Raw genomic sequence first — 26952 nt, forward strand, 5'->3', positions numbered from 1 at the left:
TCAAAGGAACCTCATCCACCGGAGTGGACGGGGTATCAACTTCTGGCGTTGATTTTTGGCACGCTGTTGAGTTCTCAAGGAACGGACGCTTCCTTTGTACTCACCCTCTCGGGCTTTCCTCCGGGCTTTCGTTCTTGTGATCCAGACTCTATCAGAGTCTTTCTCACTCGCTTTCCAGGTCCTTCACTTTCGCGTTTTCCCTTTCCAGCGGCTCCGACCTTATCAGTGCTTTTCCTTCTCTCCGACCACCCTGCGTCGCGCCGGAACGGCGCGTCGAAAAGGAGTGGAGATCGAGATCGTCACTGCTGAGGAGGGGTCCCGTCCATTGACTGTTTGCGAGATGTTCACGCAACACGTCTCGGCGGGAGTCCCGACAGTACAGGCCCGCCGGAGCGCAGGCAAATCGATTCACGCGTATGGTCTAGTCCACCGGTCTAGTCCACTAGTCTCCGTGTCCAAGGGTCAGTCCGGATCGGGAACGACATCGGGCGAACCCGTACAACCTGTGCAATATCCTTCAGACGAGTACGCCGTTCGCAACAGGCTGTGACGGCGGCACCACGTAGCCCCACCCCTGGGAGGCCCCCATGACCAGCGTGACGTCCCCACTTTCCGGACGCGCCATCGGACTCGCGGCAGTGCCCGACCCGGTGTTCTCCGGCGCGATGGTGGGACCGGGCACTGCCATCGATCCGGTGCGCGAGCCCTCCGCGGCGGTTTCCCCCGTCGACGGTGTGGTCGTCTCCCTGCACCCGCACGCGTACGTCGTGGTCGACGGTGAGGGCCACGGTGTGCTGACGCACCTCGGGATCGACACCGTCCAGCTGAACGGCGAGGGCTTCGAGCTGCTCGTGAACAAGGGCGACACCGTGGTCCGCGGCCAGGAGGTCATCCGCTGGGACCCGGCCGCCGTCGAGGCCGCCGGCAAGTCTCCGATCTGCCCGGTCGTGGCGCTGGAGGCGACGACGGACTCGCTCTCCGACGTGGTCGAGTCCGGGGACGTCAAGGCCGACGACGTCCTCTTCAGCTGGCAGTGAGGCATCCGCCTGCTCCCGCGGGCGAGTCGGACATCCACCGCGGCGGCTGCGGCCGCCGCTCAATCGGAGACGGTGAAATGGAGACAACGCTGCGAGGCGTCGGCGTGAGCCACGGTGTGGCGATCGGCGAGGTGCGGCACATGGGTACGGCCGTGCTGGAGCCGCCGGCGAAGCAGATCGCCGCGGACGAGGCGGAGCGCGAACAGGGGCGCGCGCGTCAGGCCGTGGAAGCGGTGTCGGCCGACCTGATGGCGCGCGGCCAGCTGGCGGGCGGCGAGGCCCAGCACGTGCTCGAGGCCCAGGCGATGATCGCCACGGACCCCGAGCTGATGTCGGACGTGGACCGGCGGATCGTCGTCGGCAGCACCGCCGAGCGCGCCGTGTACGACGCCTTCGCGTCCTACCGCGACCTGCTCGCGGGGGCCGGCGAGTACATGGCCGGGCGGGTGGCCGACCTGGACGACGTGCGCAACCGGATCGTGGCGCGCCTGCTGGGCGTGCCGATGCCGGGTGTGCCGGACAGCGACGAGCCGTACGTGCTGATCGCGCGGGACCTGGCCCCCGCGGACACGGCGCTGCTGGACCCGGCGCTGGTGCTCGGCTTCGTGACCGAGGAGGGCGGGCCGACCAGCCACAGCGCGATCCTCGCGCGGGCGCTGGGCGTGCCGGCCATCGTGGCGCTGCCGGGGGCCGGGGAGATCGCCGAGGGCACGGTCATCGCCGTGGACGGCAGCACCGGCGACCTGTTCGTCGAGCCGACCGCCGAGAAGCGGGCCGAGCTGGAGGCCGCGGCGGCCGAGCGGAAGGCGGCGCTGGCCGCCTCCTCCGGTCCGGGTGCCACCTCCGACGGTCACAAGGTGCCGCTGCTGGCCAACGTGGGCGGTCCGGCGGACGTGCCGGCCGCGGTGGAGGCCGGGGCCGAGGGCGTGGGCCTGTTCCGCACCGAGTTCCTGTTCCTGGACGACAGCAAGAAGGCTCCGTCCGAGGAGAAGCAGATCGAGTCGTACCGCAAGGTGCTGGAGGCCTTCCCCGAGGGCCGTGTGGTCGTGCGCGTCCTGGACGCGGGCGCCGACAAGCCGCTGGACTTCCTCACGCCGGCCGACGAGCCGAACCCGGCGCTGGGCGTGCGCGGTCTGCGGACGCTGCTGGACCACCCCGAGGTGCTGCGGACGCAGCTGACGGCGCTGGCGAAGGCGGCGGAGGGCCTGCCGGTCTACCTCGAGGTCATGGCGCCGATGGTGGCCGACCGGATCGACGCGAAGGCGTTCGCGGACGCCTGCCGCGAGGCCGGTCTGCGGGCGAAGTTCGGGGCGATGGTGGAGATCCCCTCCGCCGCGCTGCGGGCGCGCTCCATCCTGCAGGAGGTCGAGTTCCTGTCGCTGGGCACGAACGACCTCGCGCAGTACGCCTTCGCCGCCGACCGTCAGGTGGGCGCGGTGTCGCGGCTCCAGGACCCGTGGCAGCCGGCGCTGCTCGACCTGATCGCCCTGTCGGCCGAGGCCGCCAGGGCGGAGGGCAAGAGCTGCGGCGTCTGCGGTGAGGCCGCGTCGGACCCGCTGCTGGCCTGTGTGCTGACGGGTCTGGGTGTCACCTCCCTGTCGATGGGTTCCGCTTCCATCCCGTACGTGCGGGCGACGCTCGCGAAGTACACCCTCGCGCAGTGCGAGCGCGCGGCGGCGGCCGCGCGGGCCGCGGACAGCGCCGAGGAGGCGCGGGTGGCCGCTCAGGCGGTGCTGTCGGGCGAGTAGCCGGACGCGTGTCGTGACGGCCGAGGGGCCTTCGCCGGTGGCGGGGGCCCCTCGGCCGTTCCCGGGGGCGGGGCGGGTCCGGCCTCAGGCGTGGGGGCCGGGGCCGTCGACCTCGTAGCCGGGGCAGTACTCGACGCCCGGTTCCGGGGGTACGGGTTCGCCGGTGTCGGCGTCCGTGCAGTAGGCGTCGAACACGGCTGCGGCGGAGAGGGCCACCAGGCGGCCGCGGTCCAGGCGCCAGCCGTGGACCCGGTCCGGGGTGCCCCCGGTGGTGCTGCGCAGGACCAGTCCGCCGGCGCCGCCGAGGGCGAGGCCGGCGGCCAGGACGGTCACGAAGTCGAGCTGGTCGCGGCCCTCCGCGCGGAGCGGGCCGCCGGGTGCGGCGGGTGCCTCGGCGTGCAGGGCGGCGATGAGCTGCTCCGTCTCCGTGGGGACGCTGCACACGAGGTGGTGGTGGCCCGGGCCGGCCCCGTCGACGAGCCGGTGCAGGAGAGCGGATGCCCGTTCGAAGGAGGCCCGGCCGATGTCCTCGCCGCAGTCCGCGCACTCCCCCGCTCCGGCGAGCAGCGCGCCGGCGTACTCCCAGGTCGCCCGGCGGACGGCGGCGTCGACGAGGAGCGGCAGGAGCTCCTCGACGGGCTGGCCCGCGTAGGGCAGGGCGGGGCCGCAGGCGAGTTCGGCGGTGAAGCGCGTACGGGTCGGGGCGCTGTCCGGGTCGAGCCCGTGTTCGGCGCAGTAGTCGGCGTATTCCCCGGGGTCGAAGAGGGCGACGGTGGTGTGGATGCCCTGGGCCGCGAGGGAGCGCAGCAGGGCGTCGACGTGGTGGAGGTAGTCGGCGTATTCGTCGTGGTGGTCGAAGGCGAAGCTGCGGTAGTCCCGCATGGCCGCGAAGTCCCGGGCGTCGGCGAGGAGGCCGACGGTGCTGGGGACCTCGCGGCGCAGCTCACGGCGGAGGCGGGAGGTGGTGTTCCTGCCGCGTGGGGTGTCGTGGTGCGAGGTGTCGGGTGTGGTGTTCATGGCTCCCCCTGAGTGGCGCGCCGCACGGCGCGACGGCTTGCTCACTCACGGTAACCACGAGCACTGACAGTCACCTCCGGGTGCGGCCGAGCTCCTCGTAGAAGGCGAGCAGGTCCGGGTTGTCGACGGAGCCGGGGTTGACCGCCTTGGCCATCGGGGTGCCCTGGAGGAGCCGCTTGACGGGCACCTCGATGCGCTTGCCGGTCAGGGTGTGCGGGACGGCCGGGACCTCGATGACCTCGTCGGGGACGTGGCGCGGGGAGAGCTGTTCGCGGATGGTCGCGGCGATCTTCTTGCGCAGGGCCTCGTCGAGGACGGCGCCGGGGGCGAGGTGGACGAAGAGCGGCATCCAGTAGCCGCCGTTCGGCTCCTCCAGGCCGATGACCAGGGATTCCTTGATCTCGGGGAGCCGTTCGACGGCCTCGTAGATGTCTGCGGAGCCCATCCGGACGCCCTGCCGGTTGAGGGTGGAGTCGGAGCGGCCGTGGATGACGACGGAGCCGCGGTCGGTGATCGTGATCCAGTCGCCGTGCCGCCAGACGCCCGGGAACATCTCGAAGTAGCTGTCGCGGTAGCGGCTGCCGTCCGCGTCGTTCCAGAAGTGGATCGGCATGGAGGGCATGGGGGCCGCGACGACGAGCTCGCCGACCTCGCCGGTGAGGGGCTTGCCGGCCGGGTCCCAGGACTGGAGGTCCGTGCCGAGGCAGGCGGCCTGGAGCTCGCCGATGTGGACCGGGAGGGTGGGGACGGCGCCGGCGAAGCAGCTGCACACGTCGGTGCCGCCGCTGACCGAGGCGATCCACAGGTCCTCGGCGACCTCGTCGTGGAGCCAGCGGAAGCCGTCGGGCGGGAGCGGGGAACCGGTGGTGGCCACGCACTTGACGGCGGAGAGGTCGAAGTCGCGGGACGGGTGCACCTCGGCCTTCTTGCAGGCCATGACGTAGGCGGCGGAGGTGCCGTAGAGGGTGGCCCCCGTGCGCTCGGCGATCCGCCACTGGGCGCCGGTGTCGGGGTGGCCGGGGCTGCCGTCGTAGAGGACGACGGTGGTGCCGGTGAGGAGGCCGGAGACGAGGAAGTTCCACATCATCCAGCCGGTGGAGGTGTACCAGAAGAACCGGTCCTCGGGCCCCAGGTCGCAGTGCAGGCCGAGCTGCTTGAGGTGTTCGAGGAGGATCCCGCCCTGGGACTGGACGATCGCCTTCGGCACGCCGGTGGTGCCCGAGGAGTAGAGGATCCACAGCGGGTGGTCGAAGGGGACGGGCTCGAAGACGGGCTCGGTGTCGCCGGACGTCAGCTCCGACCAGGCGCGGGTGCCCTCGGGGGCGGGGGTGCCCAGGAGCGGGATGTGGACGACGGCGCGCAGGGAGGGGAGCCCTTCGCGCAGCTCGGCCACGGTGTCGCGGCGGTCGTGCTGCTTGCCGCCGTAGCGGTAGCCGTCGATGGTGAACAGGACGACGGGTTCGACCTGCTCGAAGCGGTCGAGGACGCTGCGGGCGCCGAAGTCGGGGGCGCAGGAGGTCCAGACTCCGCCGACGGCGGCGGTGGCGAGGAGGGCCACGACCGCTTCGGGGATGTTGGGGAGGTAGCCGCTGACGCGGTCTCCGGGGCGTACGCCGAGGGCGCGCAGCTCGGCGGCGAGGGAGCCGACCTGGCGGCGGAGCTCGGACCAGGTGACCGGGACCGGCTCGTGGGTCTCGTCGACGTGGAGGAGGGCGGGGTCCTGGGCGCGGGCGGGGTCCTCGGCGGCGCGCAGTGCGTGCTCGGCGTAGTTGAGGGTGGAGCCGGTGAACCAGTGGGCGCCGGGCATGGAGCGGTCGGCGAGGACGCTCTGGTAGGGGGTGGTGAACCGTACGTCGAACCATTCGGCGACGGCCTGCCAGAAGACGTCGAGCTCGTCGACGGACCAGCGCTGCAGGGCCGGGTAGCCGCCCTCGGCGGGGGCGTCGAAGCGCTCCGCGGCCCAGGCCTGGAAGGCGGTGACGCGGGCTGCGGCGATCCGGTCGGGGCCCGGGGACCAGAGGGGTTCCGGCTGGGTGGCAGAGGTCATGGGTCGGCTCCCGGTCAAGTCTGTGGCTCGCGCTTCGTGTGCGTACGGTGCCACCGCTGCGTCGGTGTGCGCGCGGCGGCCCACAGGGACGATGCCATGTGATCGACATCCGCACCAGAGCCGTCCGCGGCGGTCGGGGTGTTCCTTTCCCGGGTGAACGGCAGCTGAACGCCGCCCGCTCGGCGGGGGGCCGGTGGCAGGGTGATCGCCATGGACGGTCGTGAGCTGGTGCGTGCGGTGAAAGAGATCGGTACGGCGCGTGGGCGGCGCGCCTGGCGCGCGGCGCTGCGGCACCGGCGGACGGACGCGGAGGTGCTGGCTCCGCGGGGTGCGGAGCGGGCGCGGGTGCCGGGGCTGCTGGAGGGTACGGAGCCGCGGCCGGGCGGGGGCGTGCTGCGGTTCGCGCGCAGTGAGCTGACGGTGCGGGTGGGCGTGGGCGGCGCGGTGTTCTGGGGCTGGGACGGGGCGGGGCCGGAGCCCTCGTACGCGGTCCTGGGCGGGGGGCCGGAGCCGGATCCGCGGGCGGTGCTGGAGCCGGACACCGGGGGCGGCTGGCGGGTGGTGTCGGAGCGGGTGACGGTGGCGGTGTCGCGGCACGGGGCGGTGGAGGTGCGGACCCCGGGCGGGGCGGTGCTCCGGCGGGAGCTGCCCCCGCGCTGGTGGGATCCGGCGGAGGGGGTGCCCGGGGGCGGCTCGCGGTGGTCGCAGCGGGCGGAGGTGCCGGCGGACGCCCGGTTCTTCGGACTGGGCGGGCGGGCGCGGGGGCCGCGGCTGCGGGACGGGGAGTACCGCTTGTGGAACACCGACCCGAAGGGCGGGTTCGGGCCGGGCACCGATCCGCTGTACATCACGATGCCGGTCCAGGTCGTGGTCGCGGACGCGGGGACGCACCTGGCGTTCTACGACAACACCTGGGACGGGCGGGTGGTGCTGCGCGAGGGCGAGGAGGGGGCCGGTTCGGGGGCGGACCGGCCGGGATCGAGCGAGCTGCGCCTGGAGGGCGGGCCGCCGCGGTGCTGGGTGCTGGTGGGTACGCCCGGACGGGTGGCGCAGGGGTGGGCGGGGCTCACGGGGGCGCCCGCGGTGCCGCCGGAGTGGGCGCTGGGGTACCAGCACGCGCGGTGGGGGTTCGGGAGCGCGGCGGAGGTGCGGCGGGTGGTGGCGGGGTACGCGGAGCGGGGGCTCGCGCTGTCCGCCGTGCACCTGGACATCGACCACTACGACGGGCACCGGGTGTTCACGGTGGACCGGGAGGCGTTCCCCGATCTGCCGGGGCTGGCCCGGGAGCTGGGCGCGGCCGGGGTGCGGCTGGTGTCGATCGTGGACCCGGCGGTGAAGGCGGGGGACGCGGTGCACGCCTCGGGCCTGGAGGTCGGGGCGCACGGGGCGTTCGTGCGGGACGCGCGGGGGCGGGAGGTGCGGGGGGAGGTCTGGCCGGGTGAGTGCGCCTATCCGGACTTCACCGATCCGGCGGCGCGGGAGTGGTGGGGCGGGCTGTACGGGGAGCGGCTCGCGCAGGGCTTCTCGGGGTTCTGGCACGACATGAACGAGCCGGTGTCGTTCGCGCCGTGGGGGGACGCGACGCTGCCCCGGTCGGCGCGGCACGTGCTGGAGGGGGCGGGCGGCGACCACCGGGAGGGGCACAACGTGTACGCGCTGGGGATGGCGCGGGCGGGGTGGGAGGGGCTGGTGCGGCTGCGGCCGGCGGAGCGGCCGTTCCTCTTCTCCCGGTCGGGGTGGGCGGGGATGCAGCGGTACGGGGGCACCTGGTCCGGTGACGTGGAGAGCAGCTGGGAGGGGCTGCGGGCGTCGCTGGCGCTGGTGCTGGGGCTCGGGCTGTGCGGGGTGCCGTACTCCGGACCGGACGTGGGGGGCTTCGGGGGCTCGCCGTCGCCGGAGCTGTACCTGCGGTGGCTGGAGCTGGGGGCGTACCTGCCGCTGTTCCGGACGCATGCGGCGATCTGGGCGGGGCGGCGGGAGCCGTGGGAGTTCGGGCCCGAGGTGGCGGAGGGTGCGGCGCGGGTGCTGGCGGAGCGGGAGCGGCTGCGGCCGTACTTCGTGACGCTGGCGCACCTGGCGCGGCGGACGGGGGCGCCGTACGTGCGGCCGCTGTGGTGGGGGGCGCCGGAGGACCGGCGGCTGCGGGACTGCGAGGACGCGTTCCTGCTGGGGGACGCGCTTCTGGTGGCGCCGGTGCTGGACTGCGGGGCGGACCGGCGGGCGGTCCGGCTGCCGCGGGGGCGCTGGTACGACACGGCGACGGGGGCGGCGCACGAGGGGCCGGGGCAGGTGCTGCTGGACGCCCCGCCGGGGCGCACCCCGGTGCTGGCGCGGGCGGGGTCCGTGCTGCCGGTGCGGCGCGCGGACGGGACGGTGGGCCTGGAGGCGTGGGCGCCGGCGCGCGGGCGGACCGGCGGCGGGGTGGTGATCCGGGATCCGGGGGCGGGGTTCGAGGCGGGCGAGGTGGAGCGGTACACCGTGCGGTGGGCCGGGGAGGCGGTGGTGGTGGAGGACGAGGCGGGCGGCGTGGTGAGCGGGGTGGAGGTGCGGGGGGTGTAGGACCGCCGCCCCCGGCCCTGCCGGGCCGGGGGCGGGAGCGGGGAAGGACCGCAGCCCCTGCCCTGCCCGGGTCGGGGGGCGGGGCCGGGGTCGGGCCCGTTGCACTGGACGGGCCGGGTGTGGGAGGGGCCGGCGCCCCTGCCGTGGCCGGGCGGGGGTGTGCCCGTTGCCCCCTGGTCGGGTGGGGGCCGGGACGGGGTCGGGCCCGTTGCACTGGACGGGCCGGGTGCGGGAGGGGCCGGCGCCCCTGCCGTGGCCGGGCGGGGATGTGCCCGTTGCCCCCTGGTCGGGTGGGGGCCGGGACGGGGTCGGGCCCGTTGCACTGGACGGGCCGGGTGTGGGAGGGGCCGGCGCCCCTGCCGTGGCCGGGCGGGGATGTGCCCGTTGCCCCCTGGTCGGGTGGGGGCCGGGACGGGGCGTGCGGGGTCAGGTGTAGTGGCCTGCGAACCAGGAGGCGGTGGCCCGGGTGTGGAGGGGGAAGGCCAGGTCCGCCGGGGCGTGGAGGACGTGCCAGCCCGTCGTCTCGTCGGTGGGCACCGGGGGCGGGAGGGCGGAGGCCGGGCGGGGCGGGAGGAGGCCGAAGACGAGGAGGTGGCCGTGCGGGGAGCTGAGGACGTCGGCGAGGGTCACCTCGGCGGCACCGGCCTCGATGCCGGTCTCCTCGCGGAGTTCGCGGACCACCGCGTCGCGCCAGTCCTCGCCGAAGTCGATGAACCCGCCGGGCAGGGCGACCCCGCCCTTGGCGGGTTCGATGGTGCGGGTGATGACCACCAGGCCGGTGCCGGAGGAGTCCTCGACGGGGAGCAGGGCGACGGCCACCGGGAGCGGGTTGCGGTAGGCGACGGTGCCGCAGGCGGCGCAGGCGCGGGGCCAGTCGGTGGTGTCGAACGGAGCTCCGCAGGTGGAGCAGTGCGAGTCCCTCAGGTGTTCCGGCATGCGGTGATCGTATGTCAAGGGTCTTGGGGGTGAAGGCGGTTGGGTCCGCGGTCGGGACCGGTGACCCGGGGGCTCCGGCGTGGCAGACTGCTGACGGATCGTCAGATACGGTTTCGGGAGGGGTCTTGGCACGCACACGTACACCCGTGGTGAGCGGATGGTTCGCCGATACGCCCGGCGGCTTCCGCCTCCTCGGCACGAAGTGCTCCGCCTGTACGGCGGTGTTCTTCCCGCGCGAGGACGCGTACTGCCGCAATCCGCACTGCCCCGGCGGCGGTGCGCTCGTGGAGGTCCCGCTGTCGCCGCGCGGCCGCGTCTGGTCCTACACCGACGGGCGCTACCGCCCGCCCGCCCCCTACGTGTCCGACCCGGACGCGCCCTGGGAGCCGTACACGCTGGTCGCGGTGGAACTGGAGGCCGAGGGGATGGTCGTGCTCGGGCAGGCGGCGCCCGGGGTGACGGTGGCGGACCTGGCGGTCGGCATGGAGGTGGAGGTGGTCTCCGGGGTGCTCGACGGGGACGCCGGGAGCACCGGCGCGACCTGGCGGTTCAGGCCGGTGGAGGGGGCCCGGTGAGCGGGGACGTGGCCGTGCTGGGAGCCGGTATGCACCCGTGGGGCAAGTGGGGCCGCAGCTTCGTCGAGTACGGGCGGGCGGCCGCGCGGGCCGCGCTCGACGACGCCGGGCTGGAGTGGAGCGACGTACGGTCCGTCGTCGGCGCCGACACCGTGCGCGGCGGGTATCCGGGCTACGTCGCCGGGGCAACCTTCGCGCGGGCGCTCGGCTGGCAGGGCGCCCGGGTGACCAGCGTGTACGCGGCCTGCGCCTCCGGGGCCCAGGCCATCGGGGCGGCCCGGGCGCAGATCCTGGCCGGGCTGGCCGACGTGGTGCTGGTGGTGGGCGCGGACGCCGCGCCGAAGGGGTTCTTCGCCCCGGCCGGCGGCGACCGGCCGGACGATCCCGACTGGCTGCGGTTCCGGCTGCTCGGGGCGACGAACCCGGCGTACTTCGCGCTGTACGCCCGCCGCCGGATGGCCCTGTACGGGGACACCGGCGAGGACTTCGCGCAGGTCAAGGTGAAGAACGCGGCGGCCGGGGCGCTCAACCCGAACGCCCGCTACCGCAAGGCCGTGACGGCCGGGGAGGTGGCGGCGTCGGCGGTGGTCGCCGATCCGCTGCGGCTGCTGGACATCTGCGCGACCTCCGACGGGGGCGCGGCACTGGTGCTGTGCGGCATGGACTTCGCGCGGGCGCGCGGGGTGGCCGACCCGGTGCGGATCCGGGCGGTGTCGACGGTGACGCCCACGTATCCGCGCACCGTGCTGGACCTGCCGGACATCGCCACCGATTCGACGGTGGCGGTGCCCGCGGCGGCGGGCTCCTTCCGGGCCTCCATCGCCCGGGCGGCGTACGAGGAGGCGGGGCTGGGGCCGGAGGACCTGTCGCTGGCCGAGGTGTACGACCTGTCGACCGCGCTGGAGCTGGAGTGGTACGAGGACATCGGCCTGTGCGGTGAGGGCGAGGGGGCCAAGCTCGTCCGGGAGGGGGCGACCGCGCTCGGCGGACGGGTGCCGGTCAACCCGAGCGGGGGGCTGGCCTCCTTCGGGGAGGCGGTGCCGGCGCAGGCCATCGCCCAGGTGTGCGAGCTGACCTGGCAGCTGCGGGGGACGGCGGGGGCCCGGCAGGTGCCGGGGGCGCGGGCCGGGATCACCGCGAACCAGGGGCTCTTCGGGCACGGGTCGGCCGTCGTGGCGGTGCGCTGAAAGCTGCGGGGGCGCCTCCACCAGCGGGGGCGGCGGGGCGGGCACAAGTGCTGTCGCCGGAGTGCTTGACGCCCCCGGGCGGCGGGTTCACACTCTCCCCACGGTCCCGCGCCGGCGAGCGCCGGGACCCTCGTAGCCCCCCATGAGAGCCGCGGCCCGTACCCCAGTCGGCGGGGGTACGGGCCGCCTCCACGCGGGCCGTCCGGTCAGGCTCCGGCCGTGAGGCTCGCCCGGCGGGCCCGGGCCAGCGACATGGCGTGTTCGACGACTCCCACCAGCACGTCCTTGACCGACTCGCGGTCCCGGGCGTCGCAGAGCAGCACCGGTACCTCGGGGTCGAGGTCGAGCGCCTCGCGGATGGTCACCACGGGGTGTCGCTCGGCCCCGTCGAAGCAGTTGACCGCGACGAGGAAGGGCAGGCCGCGCCGCTCGAAGTAGTCGATGGCGGCGAAGCAGTCGGCGAGCCGGCGGGTGTCGGCCAGGACGACGGCACCGAGCGAGCCCTGCGAGAGCTCGTCCCACAGGAACCAGAAGCGGTCCTGTCCCGGCGTGCCGAAGAGGTACAGCACCAGGTCCTCGCGGAGGGTGATGCGGCCGAAGTCCATGGCCACGGTCGTGGTGCTCTTCTGCTCCACTCCCCCGGTGTCGTCGATGCCGACGCCCGGTTCGGAGAGCGTCTCCTCCGTCCGCAGCGGACGGATCTCGCTCACCGCACTGACCAGGGTGGTCTTGCCCACCCCGAAGCCTCCCGCGACCAGGATCTTCAGAGTCAGCGGTTCGACCGGCGAGACGGCATGCATCGCACCGGTGCGGCTAGAGCGCCCGAAGGCCATCGATCACCTCACGCAGAATGGATTCGTCGGGCAGTTCGGCCGGGGGGACCGGCCGGGTCACGTGGACCAGTTCGTCGTCGACGAGGTCTCCGATGAGGACCCGGACGACGCCGATGGCGAGGTCCAGGTCCGCGGCGAGCTCGGCGACGGACTGCGGGCGTTCCCGGCACAGCCCGAGGATGTGGGCGTGTTCCGGGGACAGGGTCAGGTCCCAGACCGGATCGTCGGCCGCCGGTTCGGCGGCGACGAGGGCGATCAGGTCGAGGCGGTGCTGGGCGGCGTGGCGGGTCCGGCCGCGGGTCATGGCGTACGGGCGTACGACGGGCCCCGCTTCGTCGTCGAACCAGTGCGGGTGGCCGCTCCCGTGCGCCGCGCCGGGGTCCTGCGCGGGTCGCGGGGAGTTCGGGAGGTGGTCGTGGCCTGGATCGCTCATACGGTCCGACTCACCCTCCGGCTGGCAGCCCGGTGCGCGGGGCGGTCGCCAGGTGGTCGCCGACGCGCTTGACCATGAGGGTCATCTCGTACGCGACCTGGCCGACGTCGGAGTCGGAGTCGGAGAGCACGGCCAGGCAGCTGCCGTCGCCGGCGGCCATCACGAACAGGAAGGCCTCGTCCAGCTCGACGACGGTCTGGCGGACCCGGCCGGACTCGAAGTGCCGGCCGACGCCCTTGGCCAGGCTGTGGAAGCCCGAGGCCACGGCGGCCAGGTGCTCGCTGTCCTCGCGGGTCAGGTCCTTGGAGCTGCCCGTCGGCAGGCCGTCGCCGGAGAGGACCACCGCCTTGCGGATGCTGGCGACCTTGTCGACGAGTTCGTCGAGGAGCCAGTTGAGCGGGCCGGGGCCGCGGCCCCTGCTGTCGGTTCCGTTCTGCGGTGCGGTCATCGACCGTCCCCTTCGTTCTCGTGCGCGGGACCGGTGGCGGCGGGGGTGCCGCCCGCGGTCTCGGACTGCTGCGGTGCCTGCTGCCGGTCTTGCTGTTCTGCGTACTCTCTGCGGCCCGCCGTCCAGCCGCGCTGGAGCGCGGACATACGGGCGCGCACGTCCTCGGCGTCGCGGTCGGTCGGCGGCGCCTCGGGGGCTTCGGGCTCGGCGGGGGCCTGAGCGTTCTTCAGCTGGGGTGCGAGGTTCGCCTGGCGGACCCGGCGGGGCAGTGCGCCCGGGCCGGCGGCGCGGGGCGCCGCGGGGGCGGGCTCCGGCCGGTCCGGGGCCTTCGGGCCGGACGGGCGGGGGTCCACGCGGCGGCCGTGCTCGGCGACCAGGGTCGGGGTGGGGCGCCGGCGGGGCAGCGGGACGGCCCCGGAGCGGGGCCCCTCGGGGCGGACCGCGTCCAGGTGCGCGCGCTCGGCGCGGACCGGGCCGGTGGGGGCCGGGGCCTCCCGGTCGGCGCCCCGGGTGCGGTCGGCGGGCCCGCGGCCGCGGGCCCGCCCGGCGCCCTCCCGGTCGGTGTCGCGGGCCCGGCCCCAGTCGCGGTGCCGTTCGGCGCTGCCGTCGCCGATCCGGTCGCCCTTCCAGGTGCCGCGCTCGCCGCCGCGCCGGTCGCCGTCGGGGCGGCCCGCGGAGCCCAGGCCCAGGAGGACGCTGCGCGGGGTGCCGCCCGGCGGGGTCTCGTCGTCGAGGCTGGCCATGGGCGGGCGGCCGCCGGCCCCGGCGACGCCGGTGATCGTGTCGTCCAGGTCGGCGAGCCCGTCGAGGCCCTCCAGTCCGTCCGGCCCCTCCAGGCCGAGGACGCCCAGCGGGCCCTCCAGCTCGACCGGGCCGTTGAGCACGCCGGCCGGCAGCGGGCGGGCCGACGGGGCGCGGTCGAGGGCGCCGGGCGAGGGGCGGCCGGCGCCCCGCGCGCCCGGGGCCGCCTTGACGCCCTTGACCGCCGCGGCGCCCCTGGTCGCCCGTACGGCGTCGAGGCGGAGGCCGCTGCCGTTGGTGTCGGGGGCCTCCGTGAGCAGGTCGGCCGGGAGGAAGACCACCGCGGTGGTGCCCCCGTACGGGCTGGGCTGGAGGGCCACCTTGATGCTGTGGCGGCGCGCCAGGCGGCTGACCACGAACAGGCCGAGGCGGTCGGTGTCGGAGAGCTCGAACTCCGGGGTCTCGGCGAGCCGGAGGTTCGCGTCGAGGAGGGCCTCCGGGTTCATGCCGAGGCCGCGGTCGTGGATCTCCAGGGTGAAGCCGTTGGCGACGCGCTCGCCGTGGACCTGGACGGCGGTGTGCGGGGGCGAGAACACCGTGGCGTTCTCCAGGAGTTCGGCGACCAGGTGGGTGACGTCGGCGACGGCCGGGCCCTCGATGCCGATGCGCGGCAGGCGGCGCACCTCGATCCGCTCGTAGTCCTCGACCTCGGCGACGGCGGCCCGGACGACGTCCATCAGCTGGACGGGCTTGCGCCACTGGCGGGAGGGGGCGGCGCCGGAGAGGATCACCAGGCCCTCGGCGTGGCGGCGCATGCGGGTGGTCATGTGGTCGAGGCGGAACAGGTCGGCGAGTTCCTCGGCGTCCTCGGTGCGCCGTTCCATGGTGTCGAGGAGGGTCAGCTGGCGGTGCAGGAGCACCTGGTTGCGGCGGGCGAGGTTGACGAAGACCTCGGAGACGCCGCGGCGCAGCTCGGCCTGCTTGACGGCGGCCTCGACGGCGGCGCGCTGGAGGCTGTTGAGGGCCAGGCCGACCTGGCCGACCTCGTCCTTCTCGAACTCCAGGCGGGGCGCCTCGGTCTCGACGTCCACGGTCTCCCCGGCGGCGAGGCGGCGCATCACGCTGGGCAGGCGGACGCCGGAGGCCTCGTGGGCGTCCTTGCGCAGCCGGGAGAGGTCGCGGATCAGGTCGCGGCCGATGCGGACGGACAGGACGAGGGAGACGGCGAGGGCGATGAAGCCGAGGACGCCGGCGACGGCGGCCTGGACGAGGACGTCCTTCGCGACGGGTGCGACGCGCTTCTGGTAGCGGTCGCCGGCGGCGGTGCCCATGGTGGCGAGGTCGTCGAGGACCTTGCGGGCGGCCTCGTCCCACTGGGCGGCGGTGACGGTGCGCGGGTTCTTGACGGCGCCCGCCGAGATGAACCGTTCCTCCGTGTCGCGCAGGGCCTTGCTCTCGGGGCCGTTCCAGTACCGTTCGAAGAGCTTGCGGTCGTCGGCCGGGAGGATCGCGAGGTTGAACTCGTAGAGCAGGCTGCGGTTGGCGACGAAGGTGGAGACGCGGCGGACGTCGTTGGCGGCGACGCTGCCGGCGGCGAGGGTGGAGGCGACGACCGCGTCCTCGCGGGAGAGGGTCTCGCGGGCGCGGGTGATGCCGACCAGGGCGCGGCCCTGCTTGTCCATCTCCACGTTCTCCAGGGCGTGGAGGTTCATGAGGAAGTCGTAGCAGGGGTCGACGAGCCGGCTGTAGAGGTCGAGGGCCTGGGTGGGGTCGAGGCTGTTGGCGTCGACGGAGCGGCGCAGGGCGGCGATGCCGTGGAAGGCGTCGAGGATGGAGCTCAGGCGCTGCCGGGTGGCGGGGCTGAGCTCGTCGAGGACCTCGGGGTCGGTGGCGTTCGCGGTGATCTTGCGGACCATCTCGTCGGTGGCGGTGCGGCTCTTGGCGAGCTCGGCGGTGGCCGCGGCGGCGCGGGGGTCGCCGAGGACGACGAGGGTCTGGCGGCGTTCCTTCTGGATGACGCGGACGACGTCCTCGATGGGGTAGCCGACCTTGTCGATGACGTAGGCGACGTCGAGCAGCTGCACGGCTTCGCGGCCGGTGATGACCGTCGAGAAGCCCCAGAGGGCGGTCAGGGAGACGAGCGGCACCAGGAGCAACGCCACGATCTTCCGGCGGATCGACTTCCCGCGAAAGCGCATGGCCTCCCCAGCCTCCCCCAGCTCAACCCCGTTGCGAGGGGTCGGTGTTCCGTCGTTCAAACGGCGTGAGCCTACTACTGCCGGGAAGCGGCCTCGAAGGCATGTCCGGACGTTTTCGGCCTGACCCCTGGACGAAGATCACGAGTTGTCCGATACTTCCGGTCAAGTCCGGCCCGATATGTGGCAGATGACACTCGGTGGGGTGTCGGTTCCCGGATTCGGATGGATGGCTGGAACTCTCCGGAACTCCATGGTCCGGACCGGTCGGGGCGGGTGGACCGTCCGGGATGCGGGAACCTGCGGTCGGGGCCGGTCGTTGGGCCCGGGTGGTGAGCGGAGCGGACCATGAGGATGTACGACGAGGAGCACGACACGGTGTCGGAGGCGGCCGGGCGGGGCCTGTGGGTGGAGGAGCCGGCCCGGCGGCGGCGCCTGCCGGATCCGGTGCGGGCCTCGGCGGTGCGGGCGGTACTGGTCGTGGCGCTGACGCTGACGGAGGCGTCGGCGACCTTCTTCCTGGTGCTGACGGGGTCCTGGCTGGCACTGCCGATGGTCCTCGGCGGGATAGCGGGGACGGTGGTGGCCACGTGGGCCGTGCTGGACGTGTGGATCACGCGGCAGATGTGGCGTCAGCGGTACGGGGTGGTGTCGGAGCCCAGCAGTGCGGCGTGGGGGGACCAGCGGCGCTGAACCGGTGGCGTCCGGCGGTGCAGGGGGGCCGCTGCCCGGAGCCTTCTCCCCGCCCCGCCCCTTCACGGTTCCTCCCCCGGCCACCGCTGGGGGAGGAACCTCGGCGGTGGCCGTCCACGGCCGAGCCGCGCGGGCGGCGCGTCAGGAGGACGAGCGGCGGAACATGCGGGTCGCCGTGATCTCGCCGTGGACGGCCTCCGGCTCCTGGGCGGGCTGCGGGAGCCCCGGACGCAGGTGCTCCTCCACGCTGATGTACTTCAGGCCCGCCCTCAGGTCGGCGTCGTTGCGCAGGCGGATGACCAGCGGGAACTCGGCCAGGGCCGTGGTGTCGAAGAGGCCCGTGGTGTAGAGGAGCTGGACGCCGAGGGCGTCGGACACGGCCCGCTGGAGCTCCAGCAGGTACGTGGCGTTGGCGCGCCCGATCGGGTTGTCGAGGAACAGCGTGCCCGCGTGGCGGTGCTTGTCGCGGCCGCGGTCGTTGCTGCGCAGGGCCGCCATCGTGCAGTAGAGGGCGATGGCGGCGGTGAGCAGCTGGCCGCCCGAGAAGACGTCGCCCATCTGGCCGACCGGAACCCGTTCGGCGCGCAGGACGGCGTCGGGCTTGAGGATCTCGACCGCGATGCCCCTGGGTTCGAGCGCGGCCTGGACGCCCCGCAGGAGCAGGGACATGCCGTCGCGGCGGCCTTCGCCGAACGCCGCGTTCTTCTTGACGGCCGTGCGGGTGGCCTCGTCGATCACCTCGCCGAGGCGCTCGGTGAGGGTGGCCTGGTCGGGTTCCTCGAAGCGGATGCGGAGGAACTCCTGGCCCGACCATTCGCCGAGGCCCTCGGGGAGCTGGGAGAGGCGCTGGGCGGAGCGGAGGGTGGCCAGGGCGGACTCCACCAGGCCGCGCAGCCGGTCGACGATGCTGTCGCGGTTGCGCTCCAGCTGGGCGAGCTCGTCGGTCAGGACGCGCAGGCGGGGGGCGAAGGCGGCCGCCCAGGCCGCGGCGTGCTCCGGCAGGGCGGAGGCGGGCAGTTCGCGGATCTGCTGGCGGGCGGGGGTGCGCACCTGCTCGTAGCGGTTGGCGTTGGCGTGCCGGACCAGGACGTCGCTCGCCTCGCGGACGGCCGCCTCGGCGGCGGAGAGGTCGGCGGCGCAGGCCCGCAGCGAGCGGCGGGCGTCGGTGGCGGACTGGCGCGCCTCCTCCAGGGTGCCCCGGTGGGGTGCCGGCTCCTGCTCGTCCTCCGGGTGGGTGTGGTCGCGCAGCAGGTCCCGCAGCAGGGCGGCGGTCTCGTCGAAGCCGCCGGCGCCGTCCTCGGCGGTGCGGTGGGCGCGCAGCAGGTCGGCGTGGGCGGCCCGGGCGGTCTCCACGGCGGCCGAGTGCGCGGCGAGCTGGGCGGTGGCGGTGCGCAGCAGGCCCTGGGCCTGCTCCACGTCGGCCGGGACCAGTTCCTCGGGCAGGTCGGTGTGCGCCTCGCCGTCGGCGGGGGCGTGCCGTTCGGCCTCGCCGCGCAGCCGGCCGAGCTGCTCGCTCGCGGCGGAGGCGCGGGATTCCAGCATCTGTACGAGGGCCTCGGCGCGGGCGGCGGCGGCCTGCCGGGAGGGACCGTCGGCGCCGTCGGTGCCCTCCAGGAGCTGGGCGGCGCGGGTGCGGACCTTGTTGGTGAGCCGGTCGAGTTCGGCGAGGGCGGCGCTCTCGTCGCTCTCGGCGCGGGCCTGTTCGGCGCGCAGGTCGGCGCCGACGCCGACCTTCTCGTACACCTGGGAGGCGGCCCGGTAGGCCTCGCGGAGGTCGGGCAGGGGCGCGCGCGGGCCCTCGCCCTCGGGGAGCTGGTCGGGGGCTCCGGCGATCTCGGCGCGTTCGGCGCGCAGGGCGCGGGCGGTGCGGCGGGCGTCGTCGGCGGCGCGCTGGGCGGCGCGGCGGTCCTCGTCGGCGGCGCGGGCGCGGTCCAGGCAGACCTCGGCGCGGGCCTCGGACTCGGCGGCCTCGTCGGCGAGCTCGCGGACCTTCGCCTGCCAGCCGGAGCGCTCGCGCAGGCGGTGGGCGAGGCCGGCGAGGGCGTCGGCGGCCCGGCGGGCGCGCTGGGCGGTCTCCTGGCGCTCGTCGCGGACCCGGGCGGCGTCGGCGGCGGCCTCGTCGGCCTCGGCGCGTACGGTACGGGCCTCCGTGAGCTCGGCGTCGGCCTCCTCGGCGAAGGCGCGTGCGGCGGCGGCGTGTTCCGCGAGCTCCGCGAGGCGGCCGGGCGGGCAGCCGGTGCGCCAGGAGGCGAGGCGGGCGGCGAGCTCGCGGTCGCCGGCCAGGCGGGCGGCGAGCTCGCGGATCTCGGTGTCGCGGGCCGTGGCGCGGGCGCGCAGGGCCTGGCGCTCCTCGTCGGCGGCGTGCTCGTCGTGCATGGCCGGGTTCGGCGGTACGAGGAAGACCTGGTCGGAGCCGTCGGCCGGCGGGACGGGCGCCAGCAGGGCGGCGGCGGTGCCGACGGCGACGGTGGAGCGCGGCAGCAGGGCGGCGCCGGAGAGCACCTCGCGGGCCCGGCCGTGCGTGTCGGGGTCGGTGATGACGACGCCGTCGACGAGCTCGGGGCGGGCGGCGAGGACGGCGGCGTGGTCGGCCGGGGCCACGGACTGGGCGAGGTAGCGCCAGCCGGGCAGGGCCGGGATGCCGTGTTCGCCGAGGTACTCGACGGTGGCGAGGACGTCGGGGCCGGGCGGGAGCAGGCCGCCGTCGCCGAGGGCGCCGAGGATGCGGGAGTCGTCGGCGGCAGCGGTGCGCAGTTCGAACAGCTGGCGTTCGGCGGAGCCGACGGTGTCGGCCAGGAGCTCGGCGAGGGTGTCGGCGTTGCGGTCGAGGTCCTCGGCCGTCAGCGCCCCGGCGGTGGCGGGGTGGCCGGCGGGCTGCGCGGCCGCGCCCAGCGGGGCTCCGGGCGCGGTGGCGGCGGGGCCGGGGGCGCCCGGCCCGCCGTGGCCCGCGTGGCGGGCCCCGGCGGCGCCGGATCCCGCGACGGCTGCGGCGGGTCCGCCGGTGCGCGGGTGCGGGAGGAAGGTCTCCGGGACGGAGGGGAGGCCCAGGAGCTCGGCGAGGCGCGGGGACGCGGCCAGGGACTCGGCGGCGCGGCGCTCCGCCGCGTGGGCGGCCTCGGCCGCGTCGGCGGCGTCGGCGGCGCGGGCGGCGGTGAGCTCGGCGCGGGACTCGGCGCCGGCTGCCTCGCGGGCGGCTTCGGCGGCGGTGCGGGCGGCCTCGCGGGACTCGTCCCAGGCGGCCACGGTGGTCTTCTCGGCGTCGCTGGCGGCCAGCGCGGCGCGGGCCGGGTCGGCGTCGGGGGCGGTGTCGTCGAGCCAGCCGGCGCGGACGGCGTCGGCGGTCTCCTGCTCGACTTCGGCGAGGCGGGCCCGCAGGTGTTCGGCCTCGCTGCGGGCGCGCTGGGCGGCGGTGGCGGCGGAGGTGGCGTCGCGGTGGGCGGTCTCGCCGACGGCCTGGAGCTCGGCGGAGCGCTCCTCCTCCTCGTTGGCGGCCCGCTCCCCCTGCTCGGCGGCGGTGTGCAGGGCCCGTACCAGCTCGGCCGCGGCGGTCGCGCGGGCGGCGAGCGCCGGTGCGGCGTCCCGTTCGGCCTCGCGGATGGCGGCGGCGACGCGGGCGGAGCGGTCGGCGGCGGCGCGGTGGCGCAGGACGGTCTCGGCGGCCTGCCAGGCGGAGTGCAGGGTGCGGGCTTCGAGGAGCTCGCGGCGCTGGGCGGCGGCGGCCTTGTCGGCGACGGTCAGGGCCAGCGAGGCGTGCCGGTAGGCGAGTTCGGCGGAGACGGCGGCGCTGCGGGCGCGCTGCTCCTCGGTGGTGGTGACGGCGTGGGCGGCGCCGGTGACCTGCTGGGCGAGGTCGGCGGCGCGGCCGCGTTCCTCGGCGGCGCGGGCGGAGAGCCGGCGGGCGAGGGTGCGGGTGCGGCGTTCGGCGCCGGCGTGGACGTCGCGCAGCCGGGCGCGGGTCTCGGCGGCCTCCACGATGCGGGTGAGCAGGTCGACGGAGCCGGCGGTGAAGTCGCGTTCGGCCATCAGCTCGGCGCGGCGGCCGAGCTTGTTGCCGAAGCCGTGGACCAGGTCGGCGAGGCCGTCGGTGTCGCGGGTGTCGGTGACGGCGCGCAGCAGCAGGTCGGTGAAGTCGGAGTCCTTCTTGACCGCGAAGAGGCCGGCGGCCTCGCCCTCGTCGGCGTTCATCTCGCGCTGGTAGCGGAAGAGTTCGGGGTCGAGGCCGAGTTCGGTGAGGTGCTCGTTCCAGCGGTCGTGGATCTCCTCCCAGGACACCTCCAGGTGCGGGTAGGCCTTGCCGGCCTCGGTGATCGCGTCGCGGAAGCCCTTCATGGTGCGGCGGCGGCCCTGGGCGCCGGAGGCGCCCTCGACGGGCGGCCGCACGGAGGTGGCCTCGGCGACGGGGAGGTTGTCCAGGCTCAGGCCCGGGCCGGGGCGGAAGGAGTACCAGGCCTCGGCGAACCTGCGGGGGTCGTTGGAGACCTGGCGGCCGCGCCATTCGCTGACCTTGCCGACGACCACGCACTCGCCGGTCTGGGTGTGCTGCCACTCCAGGGCGACGTGGCCGCAGTCGTCGGCGAGGAGGAACTTGCGCAGCACGCCGGAGCTGGCGCCGCCGAGGGTGTTGCGGTGGCCGGGGAGCATGACCGAGAAGATCAGCTTGAGGAGGACGGACTTGCCGCCGCCGTTCTCCAGGAAGAGCACGCCGGCCGGCGCCGGGCGGCGCGGCGGGCCGGTGGGCTCGTCCTCGAAGAACTCCGCCTGGGTGGGCGCCGGGTGGGGTACCGGCTCGCCGACTCCGCGCAGGTCGAGCACGGTGTCGGCGTAGCGTGCGCCGGCGGGCCCGATGGAGTAGAGGCGGATCCGGGACAGCTCGTACATGGCGGCGGACTCTCGTGGTTTCTCGGTGCGTTCGGAAAGCGCGGGGCTCGGACGTGGGGGGGGGCGGGCGGGGCGCCGGGGCGGGGCGCTCAGGCGTGGAACGGGAGGCCGGCGTCGGCGGCGAGTTCCAGGTCGTCGCCCTCGGGCGGCGGCAGGAGGGTGGCGGAGCCGTCGCTGACGGGCACCACGCCGAGTTCGAGGAGTTCGGCCATGGCCGCGCTGCCCGCCATGTCGCGGACCTGCAGCTGGTAGCGGGGGGTGGTGCGGTAGGTGCCTCCGGCGTCGTCGCCGGTGCGCTGGAGGAACCCGGACTCGGTGAGGAAGGCGGCGGCCTTGCCGACGATGCCGGTGGTGGAGCCGGCGAGGCGGCGGGCGTCCTTGGTGGCGCCGGTCGCGCTGCGGCGGGCGTAGACCCGCCAGGCGGCCTCCAGGCCGGGGGCATCGGAGGCGGGGTCGGTGTTCTCGCCGAGCTCCTCGGCGCGCTCCTCCAGGCGGCGGCAGGTCTGCCGGACGAAGGCGTCGACGCCGTTGACGGTGATCCGGCCGATGTAGCCGTCGTCGGCGAGGTCCTCGGGGCGGGGGAAGGCGAGGGCGGCGACGGCGAGGTGGGCCAGGCCGTGGAGGAAGCGGTCGCCTCCGTCGGCGGCGGTGCGGCGGGCGTAGTCGCCCATGCGGACCGCGAAGACGGAGTCCTCGCCTGCGGCCACGGCCATGCCGGCGCGGGGGGACACCTCCAGGACGACGAGGCCGAGCCCGGTGGCGACGGCGTCGGCGAGCCGGCCGAAGGCGGGGTCCTCGCGGTAGCGGCGCAGCAGCTCGGCGTACTCGGCGTCCCGGGCGGGGAGCAGCTTGGGCTGGAGGCCGAACCCGACGAGGCGGGCCGCGTCGGCGGCGTCGGCGGGCGTCAGCGCGGCGGGTCCCGCCGCGGGCGCGGCCGGGACCGACGCGCCATCGGGCTCGCTCCACGCGGGGTGCTCGGCGTGGTGGTCGCTCACGGGTGGGTCTCCTCGGCGGTGCGGGTGCTGCGGGTACGGGTGCGGCCGGCGTGTGCGGCGGTGGCTTCGGCTGCGGGAGGGCGTCCGCCGCCCCGCTCCTGCGGGGCTGCGGGCGCGGGCCCCCGCGCGCCCGGGCGGTACGGCCCCTCCGGGGGCTCCGCCCCGGTGCCGGGCGGGACGCCGACGGAGTCGGCGGGGCCCGGCGCGAGCGCCCGGGTGCGGGCGCGGGCCCGGGGCGTGCCGGGACGGACGGCGTGCGGCGGGGTGCCGGCGCGGGCCCCCGCAGGGCACGGGCCGGGCGGGCGCGGCGGCGTGGGGCCGAGGGCCCCCGGGCGGCGGCCCCGGGCGGGCGGGGGCGGGGTCATGAGGGCTCCGCGCGGTCGGCCGCCATGCCGGCCGCGTCCAGGAGGGCCGTGCCCACGATCAGGTCGGCCCCGCCGAACTCCGGGTCCTCCAGCGGGGTGCCGTCGTCCACCGCGAACAGCAGGCGCTCCTCCCCCTGGCGGTACGCCGTGCCCACCGCCGGGCTCGCGGCGTGGACGGCGAGCAGGGCCACCAGGTACGGCAGGTCGGGGTCCTCGCGGCGGGCCTGCGCGAGCAGGCCCGACAGGCGGCGGGGGGCGTCGTGCGGGAGGTCCAGGAGACGGGTCGCGGCCGCGAGCTGCTCCTCGCTGAAGCGGCTGTCGTCCGGGGTCGCGATGAGGTCGGGCTCCGGCATCTCCACGCCGAGGTGCTCCCGCTCCAGCGGCGGGGTCAGCAGGATCTCCACCAGGTCCGCGACTCGTACCGAGACGGGGGTGCGGAAACCGGTGCCGGCCGCGAAGAACGCGTCGGTGACCCGGGTGGCCCCGGCGACGGGCAGCGGCAGCAGCGGGGCGACGAGCTGCCCGTACAGGTCGATCCCGGAGCGGGCGGCGGGCGCGGCGAAGGCCTGGCGGTCCTGTTCGGCGCGGAAGAGCGGGCCGGCGTCCAGGAGCCGGGACTGGAGCTGGGTGTGCCGGCGGATGCAGTCCTTGACGATGTCGACGAGCTCGGCGGCGCGCCGCTTGTTCTCGGGGTCCTCCGCCTCGTCGCGCGCCTTGCGGATGTTGGTGAGGATCGCGTTCTCGTGCCGGTAGCGGTCGGCGACGTGGTCGAGGGCCTCGGCGATCATGTCCGGGACGGCCTGGAGCCAGTCGACGGCGCGGACGTTGCGCCGGGTGGCGTCGAGCGTGCGGCGCAGGGTCTCGGCGTACTGGACGGTGCGGTAGCGGGCCTGCTCGGCGGCGAGCTGGGCGTCGGCGAGCCGGCCCCGGCTGATCAGGACCTCCAGCTTGACCTCGGCGGCGATCTGGGCGCTGGTGACGTCGGTGTCGAGGGCGCCGACCAGGACGTTGACCGCCTCGTCGGTGGTGCGCAGGTACACCGCGCCGCCGTGGCCGGGGACCTCCTCGATCAGCTTGAAGTCGTAGTCCCGGCGGACGTAGACGCCGTCGGCGCCGAAGGTGCCGTAGATCGCGCGGAAGCCCCGGTCGACGCTGCCGACGTTGATCAGGTTCTCCAGCACCCAGCGGGCGACGCGCTCGTGCTCGGCGGCCGGCCGGTCGGGGGTCTGGGCGGCGACGCGGGGCAGCAGCCGGGCCACTATCTGCTCGTGGTCGGCGCCCGTGTCGAAGTCCATGTTCAGCGTGACCAGGTCGATCGCGGACAGCGCGACCTCCGCCATCGCGTAGACCCCGTACTCGCCGGCCAGGTTGGCCTTGCGTACGTCGAGGTCGTGCAGCGGGGCGGTGCAGGCGAGGGCGCGCAGCCGCCGGGCGAGGCCCTCGTCGGCGGCCGGGCCCGGCGCCGGGGAGGGAAGGGTCTTCGCCGGGGCAGGGAGAGTCACGTCGGAAAGATTAGGCGGTGTCACGGACAACATCCCAAACGGCATGGTTCGGCCGGATCGTCCCCGGCTCCGCGGAAGGCCGCGGAAGGGCTCTGCGGCGCGCGGCGCGTGCGCTGTTCTACGCTCGCCGCATGGCTTCCATGATCACATCCCCAGCGGCCGCGATCGACCTCAACGCCGACCTCGGCGAGGGCTTCGGGCGGTGGACGCTCACGGACGACGAGGCCCTCCTGTCGGTGGTCACCAGCGCGAACGTGGCCTGCGGCTTCCACGCCGGCGACCCGTCGATCATGCGCCGGGTGTGCGAGCTGGCCGCCGGGCGGGGCGTACGGATCGGCGCCCAGGTCTCCTACCGGGACCTGGCCGGTTTCGGGCGGCGGACCATGGACGTGCCCGCGGCGGAGCTGGCCGCCGAGGTGGCGTACCAGATCGGGGCGCTGGAGGTGTTCGCACGGGCGGCCGGGTCCACGGTGTCGTACGTGAAACCGCACGGGGCGCTGTACAACCGCACGGTCCACGACGCGGACCAGGCGGGGGCGGTGGTCGAGGGGGTCCGGCTGGCCGCCGGGGGGGCCGGGCTGCCGGTCCTGGGGCTGCCGGGGTCGCTGCTCCTCGCCGCGGCGGCGGAGGCCGGGCTGGAGGCCGTACCGGAGGCCTTCGCCGACCGGGCCTACACGCCGCGGGCGACGCTGGTGCCGCGCGGGGAGCCGGGGGCCGTGCTGCACGACCCGGACGCGGTGGTGGCCCGGGCCGTCCGGATGGCCGCGGAGGGGGAGGTCACGGCCTGCGACGGCTCCCCGGTGCGGGTCCGCACGCGCTCCCTGTGCCTGCACGGGGACACCCCCGGGGCCGCGGGGCTGGCGCTGCGGGTCCGGGAGGCGCTGGGGGCGGCGGGCGTGCGGGTGGAGGCGTTCGCGTGAGGGCCCTGGTGGTGGGCCGGGAGGCGCTGCTGCTGGAGGTGGACTCGGCCGGGGAGGCGGCCGCGCTCCACGCCGAGCTGCTGCGCCGGCGGGAGGCGGGTGAGCTGGGCGCCGTGCGGGAGGTGGTGCCGGCGGCGCGGACGGTGCTGCTGGACGGGGTGCCGGAGCCGGGGGCGCTGGCCGCGCGGATCGCCCGCTGGGAGGTGCCGCCGCTCGCGGAGGCCGAGGGGCCGCTGGTCACCGTGCCGGTGCGGTACGACGGGCCGGACCTGGCGGAGGTGGCCGGCGCGTGGGGCGTCGCCGAGGGGGAGGTGGCCGCGCTGGTCGGGGGGATCGAGTTCCGGGTGGCGTTCTGCGGGTTCGCGCCCGGCTTCGGCTATCTGACGGGTCTGCCGGAGCGGCTGTGGCTGCCCCGGCGGGCCACGCCCCGTACGGCGGTCCCCGCGGGCTCCCTCGCCCTGGCCGGGGAGTACGCCGGGGTCTACCCGCGCTCCTCCCCCGGCGGCTGGCAGCTGGTGGGCTCCACCGACGCGGTGCTGTGGGACCCGGCACGGGAGCCGGCGGCACTGTTCGCGCCGGGGGTACGGGTGCGGTTCGAGGAGGCGGGGGCATGAGCGGGGACGCGGGCACGGCGCCGGACGCGGCCGCGGGGCGCGGAGGCGGGAGCGGGGACGCGGGCGCAGGCCGCGGAGGCGGGAGCGCGGGCGGGGACGCCGACGCGGGGCGCGGAGGTGCAGGCGGGAGCGGGGACGCGGGGCGTGGGGGTGCAGGCGGGAGCGGGGACGCCGACGCGGGGCGTGGGGGTGCGGGTGTGAGTAGGGGTGGGCTGCTGGTGGTGCGGTCGGGGGCGCTGACCACCGTGCAGGATCTGGGGCGCCCCGGGTACGCGCACCTGGGCGTGCCCCGGTCGGGCGCGCTGGACACGGCCGCGCACGCCCTGGCCAACCGCCTCGTCGGCAACGCGGCGGGTGCCGCCGCCCTGGAGACCACCCTGGACGGCGTCCGGCTGCGCGCCCTGGCGCCGGTGACGGTGGCCGTGACGGGCGCGCCCTGCGCGGTACGGGTCTCGGGGCGGCCGGCGGCGTGGGGCGCGCCGGTGCGGCTGCCGGCGGGGGCGGAGCTGGACGTGGGCCGGGCGGAGGCCGGGCTGCGGTGCTACGTCGCGGTGCGCGGGGGGATCGCCGCCGAGCCGGTGCTGGGGAGCCGCTCGACGGACCTGCTGTCGGGGCTGGGGCCGCCGGTGCTCGCGGAGGGGGCGGTGCTCGCGGTGGGGGCGGCGGGGCCGTCCGCGGTGTCCGGGGCGGACGCCCTGCGGGTGCCGGGGCCGCCGGTGGCGGAGCTGGTGCTCCCGCTGCGGCTCGGGCCCCGGGCGGACTGGTTCACGGGGGCATCGCTGGCGGCGCTGCTGTCGTCCGGGTACCGGGTCTCCCCCGCCTCGAACCGGATCGGGCTGCGGACCGAGGCGGGGCCGGTGCTGGCCCGTGCGCGGGAGGGGGAGCTGCCGAGCGAGGGCATGGTCCTGGGGGCGGTGCAGGTCCCGCCGGACGGGCTGCCGGTGGTGTTCCTGGCCGACCACCCCGTGACCGGGGGGTATCCGGTGGTCGGGGTGGTGCCCGCCGGGCCCGCCCTCGACGCCGCCGCGCAGGCCCGGCCGGGGGTGGCGGTGCGGTTCGTGCCGGCCTGACCCGGGCCCGCCGGGCCCGAGGCCTCCGGCGCGGCGCTCGCGCTGCGTCCGTCGGGCCGGGCGGGCCGCCGCGCGGGGCGAGGTCCCCTGCCCGCCCTTCGCCCGCTCCCCGGGGGCTCCGCCCCTGACCCCGATACCGTGCGCTCCGCGCCCGGTGCG

The 26952-nt window shown here is 75.9% G+C and carries 19 protein-coding genes and 1 pseudogene; 9 read left to right on the top strand and 11 right to left on the bottom strand.

Annotation, left to right across the window (positions count from 1 at the left end; genetic code table 11):
- The first annotated feature begins 587 nt into the window (after positions 1-587).
- Positions 588-1037 (top strand): PTS glucose transporter subunit IIA, encoded by a 450-nt coding sequence (locus AB0469_RS24000; protein ID WP_366453495.1) that lies wholly within the window; start codon positions 588-590, stop codon positions 1035-1037.
- A 77-nt stretch (positions 1038-1114) separates the two neighbouring features.
- Positions 1115-2785 carry a phosphoenolpyruvate--protein phosphotransferase gene (gene ptsP / locus AB0469_RS24005; RefSeq protein WP_366453496.1) on the top strand — a complete coding sequence of 557 codons (1671 nt, stop codon included), beginning with the start codon at positions 1115-1117 and terminating at the stop codon, positions 2783-2785.
- Positions 2786-2869: 84 nt separating this feature from the next.
- Here ptsP and AB0469_RS24010 read toward each other — a convergent pair whose 3' ends face one another.
- Together AB0469_RS24010 and AB0469_RS24015 are read right to left on the bottom strand one after the other, a co-directional pair.
- Positions 2870-3802, bottom strand: a complete 933-nt coding sequence (locus tag AB0469_RS24010) for a hypothetical protein (RefSeq protein WP_366453497.1) — start codon at positions 3800-3802, stop codon at positions 2870-2872.
- 70 nt (positions 3803-3872) lie between these two features.
- Positions 3873-5849 carry an acetoacetate--CoA ligase gene (locus tag AB0469_RS24015; protein WP_366453498.1) on the bottom strand — a complete coding sequence of 659 codons (1977 nt, stop codon included), beginning with the start codon at positions 5847-5849 and terminating at the stop codon, positions 3873-3875.
- Between the two features lie 210 nt (positions 5850-6059).
- On the opposite strand from AB0469_RS24015, the gene AB0469_RS24020 reads away from it, so the two are divergent.
- Positions 6060-8408 (top strand): TIM-barrel domain-containing protein, encoded by a 2349-nt coding sequence (locus AB0469_RS24020; protein ID WP_366453499.1) that lies wholly within the window; start codon positions 6060-6062, stop codon positions 8406-8408.
- 426 nt (positions 8409-8834) lie between these two features.
- Here the strand turns inward: AB0469_RS24020 and AB0469_RS24025 are convergent, their stop codons facing one another.
- Entirely contained in the window at positions 8835-9344 is a 510-nt protein-coding gene (locus tag AB0469_RS24025) for an NUDIX domain-containing protein (RefSeq protein WP_366453500.1), read from the bottom strand.
- A 125-nt stretch (positions 9345-9469) separates the two neighbouring features.
- Between AB0469_RS24025 and AB0469_RS24030 the strand changes: the two genes are divergently transcribed.
- Both AB0469_RS24030 and AB0469_RS24035 read left to right on the top strand, forming a co-directional pair.
- Positions 9470-9919, top strand: coding sequence for a zinc ribbon domain-containing protein (locus tag AB0469_RS24030; RefSeq protein ID WP_366453501.1), 450 nt, complete (start codon positions 9470-9472; stop codon positions 9917-9919).
- The gene (locus AB0469_RS24035) at positions 9916-11106 is read left to right on the top strand and encodes a lipid-transfer protein (RefSeq protein WP_366453502.1); all 1191 of its coding nucleotides are present in this window, start codon (positions 9916-9918) and stop codon (positions 11104-11106) included. The genes AB0469_RS24030 and AB0469_RS24035 overlap by 4 nt, the downstream gene beginning before the upstream one ends.
- 206 nt (positions 11107-11312) lie before the next feature.
- Here AB0469_RS24035 and AB0469_RS24040 read toward each other — a convergent pair whose 3' ends face one another.
- Genes AB0469_RS24040 through AB0469_RS24055 form a run of 4 tightly spaced genes read right to left on the bottom strand, consistent with a single transcriptional unit; the run spans position 11313 to position 15759 of the window.
- Positions 11313-11939 carry an ATP/GTP-binding protein gene (locus tag AB0469_RS24040; protein ID WP_079424832.1) on the bottom strand — a complete coding sequence of 209 codons (627 nt, stop codon included), beginning with the start codon at positions 11937-11939 and terminating at the stop codon, positions 11313-11315.
- Complete coding sequence (locus tag AB0469_RS24045) at positions 11920-12372, bottom strand: DUF742 domain-containing protein (protein WP_366453503.1); 453 nt, start codon at positions 12370-12372, stop codon at positions 11920-11922. Before AB0469_RS24045 ends, AB0469_RS24040 begins: the two co-directional genes overlap by 20 nt.
- A 10-nt stretch (positions 12373-12382) precedes the next feature.
- Positions 12383-12820, bottom strand: coding sequence for a roadblock/LC7 domain-containing protein (locus tag AB0469_RS24050; protein WP_366453504.1), 438 nt, complete (start codon positions 12818-12820; stop codon positions 12383-12385).
- The gene (locus AB0469_RS24055; protein ID WP_366453505.1) at positions 12817-15759 is read right to left on the bottom strand and encodes a nitrate- and nitrite sensing domain-containing protein; all 2943 of its coding nucleotides are present in this window, start codon (positions 15757-15759) and stop codon (positions 12817-12819) included. Before AB0469_RS24055 ends, AB0469_RS24050 begins: the two co-directional genes overlap by 4 nt.
- A gap of 345 nt (positions 15760-16104) precedes the next feature.
- On the opposite strand from AB0469_RS24055, the pseudogene AB0469_RS24060 reads away from it, so the two are divergent.
- Positions 16105-16428: pseudogene (locus AB0469_RS24060) on the top strand (hypothetical protein); the annotation flags it as partial.
- A gap of 162 nt (positions 16429-16590) precedes the next feature.
- Here the strand turns inward: AB0469_RS24060 and AB0469_RS24065 are convergent.
- From AB0469_RS24065 to AB0469_RS24080, 4 genes are all read right to left on the bottom strand, one after another.
- Positions 16591-21327: a hypothetical protein gene (locus AB0469_RS24065; protein ID WP_366453506.1), complete on the bottom strand. Its 4737-nt coding sequence runs from the start codon at positions 21325-21327 to the stop codon at positions 16591-16593.
- 89 nt (positions 21328-21416) lie between these two features.
- Positions 21417-22322 carry a hypothetical protein gene (locus AB0469_RS24070; RefSeq protein ID WP_366453507.1) on the bottom strand — a complete coding sequence of 302 codons (906 nt, stop codon included), beginning with the start codon at positions 22320-22322 and terminating at the stop codon, positions 21417-21419.
- A complete protein-coding gene (locus AB0469_RS24075; protein ID WP_366453508.1) occupies positions 22319-22687 on the bottom strand; it encodes a hypothetical protein in 369 nt (122 codons plus the stop codon). The genes AB0469_RS24070 and AB0469_RS24075 overlap by 4 nt, the downstream gene beginning before the upstream one ends.
- Entirely contained in the window at positions 22684-24222 is a 1539-nt protein-coding gene (locus tag AB0469_RS24080; protein WP_366453509.1) for a hypothetical protein, read from the bottom strand. Before AB0469_RS24080 ends, AB0469_RS24075 begins: the two co-directional genes overlap by 4 nt.
- A 98-nt stretch (positions 24223-24320) precedes the next feature.
- Here AB0469_RS24080 and AB0469_RS24085 point away from each other — a divergent pair, with 98 nt between their 5' ends.
- From AB0469_RS24085 to AB0469_RS24095, 3 genes are all read left to right on the top strand, one after another.
- Complete coding sequence (locus AB0469_RS24085) at positions 24321-25109, top strand: 5-oxoprolinase subunit PxpA (RefSeq protein WP_366453510.1); 789 nt, start codon at positions 24321-24323, stop codon at positions 25107-25109.
- A complete protein-coding gene (locus AB0469_RS24090; RefSeq protein ID WP_366453511.1) occupies positions 25106-25723 on the top strand; it encodes an allophanate hydrolase subunit 1 in 618 nt (205 codons plus the stop codon). Before AB0469_RS24085 ends, AB0469_RS24090 begins: the two co-directional genes overlap by 4 nt.
- Positions 25724-25920: 197 nt before the next feature.
- Complete coding sequence (locus AB0469_RS24095; RefSeq protein ID WP_366453512.1) at positions 25921-26793, top strand: biotin-dependent carboxyltransferase family protein; 873 nt, start codon at positions 25921-25923, stop codon at positions 26791-26793.
- Positions 26794-26952: the final 159 nt, after the last annotated feature.

The sequence above is a fragment of the Streptomyces sp. NPDC093801 genome (assembly GCF_040701585.1).
Taxonomy (GTDB): Bacteria; Actinomycetota; Actinomycetes; order Streptomycetales; family Streptomycetaceae; genus Streptomyces.

What these genes read in the sequence shown, in the direction of transcription:
- AB0469_RS24065 (WP_366453506.1), bottom strand. Translation starts at nt 21,327, where the DNA reads ATGTACGAGCTGTCCCGGATCCGCCTCTACTCCATCGGGCCCGCCGGC.
- AB0469_RS24010 (WP_366453497.1), bottom strand. Translation starts at nt 3,802, where the DNA reads ATGAACACCACACCCGACACCTCGCACCACGACACCCCACGCGGCAGG.
- AB0469_RS24075 (WP_366453508.1), bottom strand. Translation starts at nt 22,687, where the DNA reads ATGACCCCGCCCCCGCCCGCCCGGGGCCGCCGCCCGGGGGCCCTCGGC.
- AB0469_RS24040 (WP_079424832.1), bottom strand. Translation starts at nt 11,939, where the DNA reads ATGGCCTTCGGGCGCTCTAGCCGCACCGGTGCGATGCATGCCGTCTCG.
- AB0469_RS24020 (WP_366453499.1), top strand. Translation starts at nt 6,060, where the DNA reads ATGGACGGTCGTGAGCTGGTGCGTGCGGTGAAAGAGATCGGTACGGCG.
- AB0469_RS24000 (WP_366453495.1), top strand. Translation starts at nt 588, where the DNA reads ATGACCAGCGTGACGTCCCCACTTTCCGGACGCGCCATCGGACTCGCG.
- AB0469_RS24045 (WP_366453503.1), bottom strand. Translation starts at nt 12,372, where the DNA reads ATGAGCGATCCAGGCCACGACCACCTCCCGAACTCCCCGCGACCCGCG.
- ptsP (WP_366453496.1), top strand. Translation starts at nt 1,115, where the DNA reads ATGGAGACAACGCTGCGAGGCGTCGGCGTGAGCCACGGTGTGGCGATC.
- AB0469_RS24085 (WP_366453510.1), top strand. Translation starts at nt 24,321, where the DNA reads ATGGCTTCCATGATCACATCCCCAGCGGCCGCGATCGACCTCAACGCC.
- AB0469_RS24025 (WP_366453500.1), bottom strand. Translation starts at nt 9,344, where the DNA reads ATGCCGGAACACCTGAGGGACTCGCACTGCTCCACCTGCGGAGCTCCG.
- AB0469_RS24080 (WP_366453509.1), bottom strand. Translation starts at nt 24,222, where the DNA reads ATGTTGTCCGTGACACCGCCTAATCTTTCCGACGTGACTCTCCCTGCC.
- AB0469_RS24055 (WP_366453505.1), bottom strand. Translation starts at nt 15,759, where the DNA reads ATGCGCTTTCGCGGGAAGTCGATCCGCCGGAAGATCGTGGCGTTGCTC.
- AB0469_RS24015 (WP_366453498.1), bottom strand. Translation starts at nt 5,849, where the DNA reads ATGACCTCTGCCACCCAGCCGGAACCCCTCTGGTCCCCGGGCCCCGAC.
- AB0469_RS24050 (WP_366453504.1), bottom strand. Translation starts at nt 12,820, where the DNA reads ATGACCGCACCGCAGAACGGAACCGACAGCAGGGGCCGCGGCCCCGGC.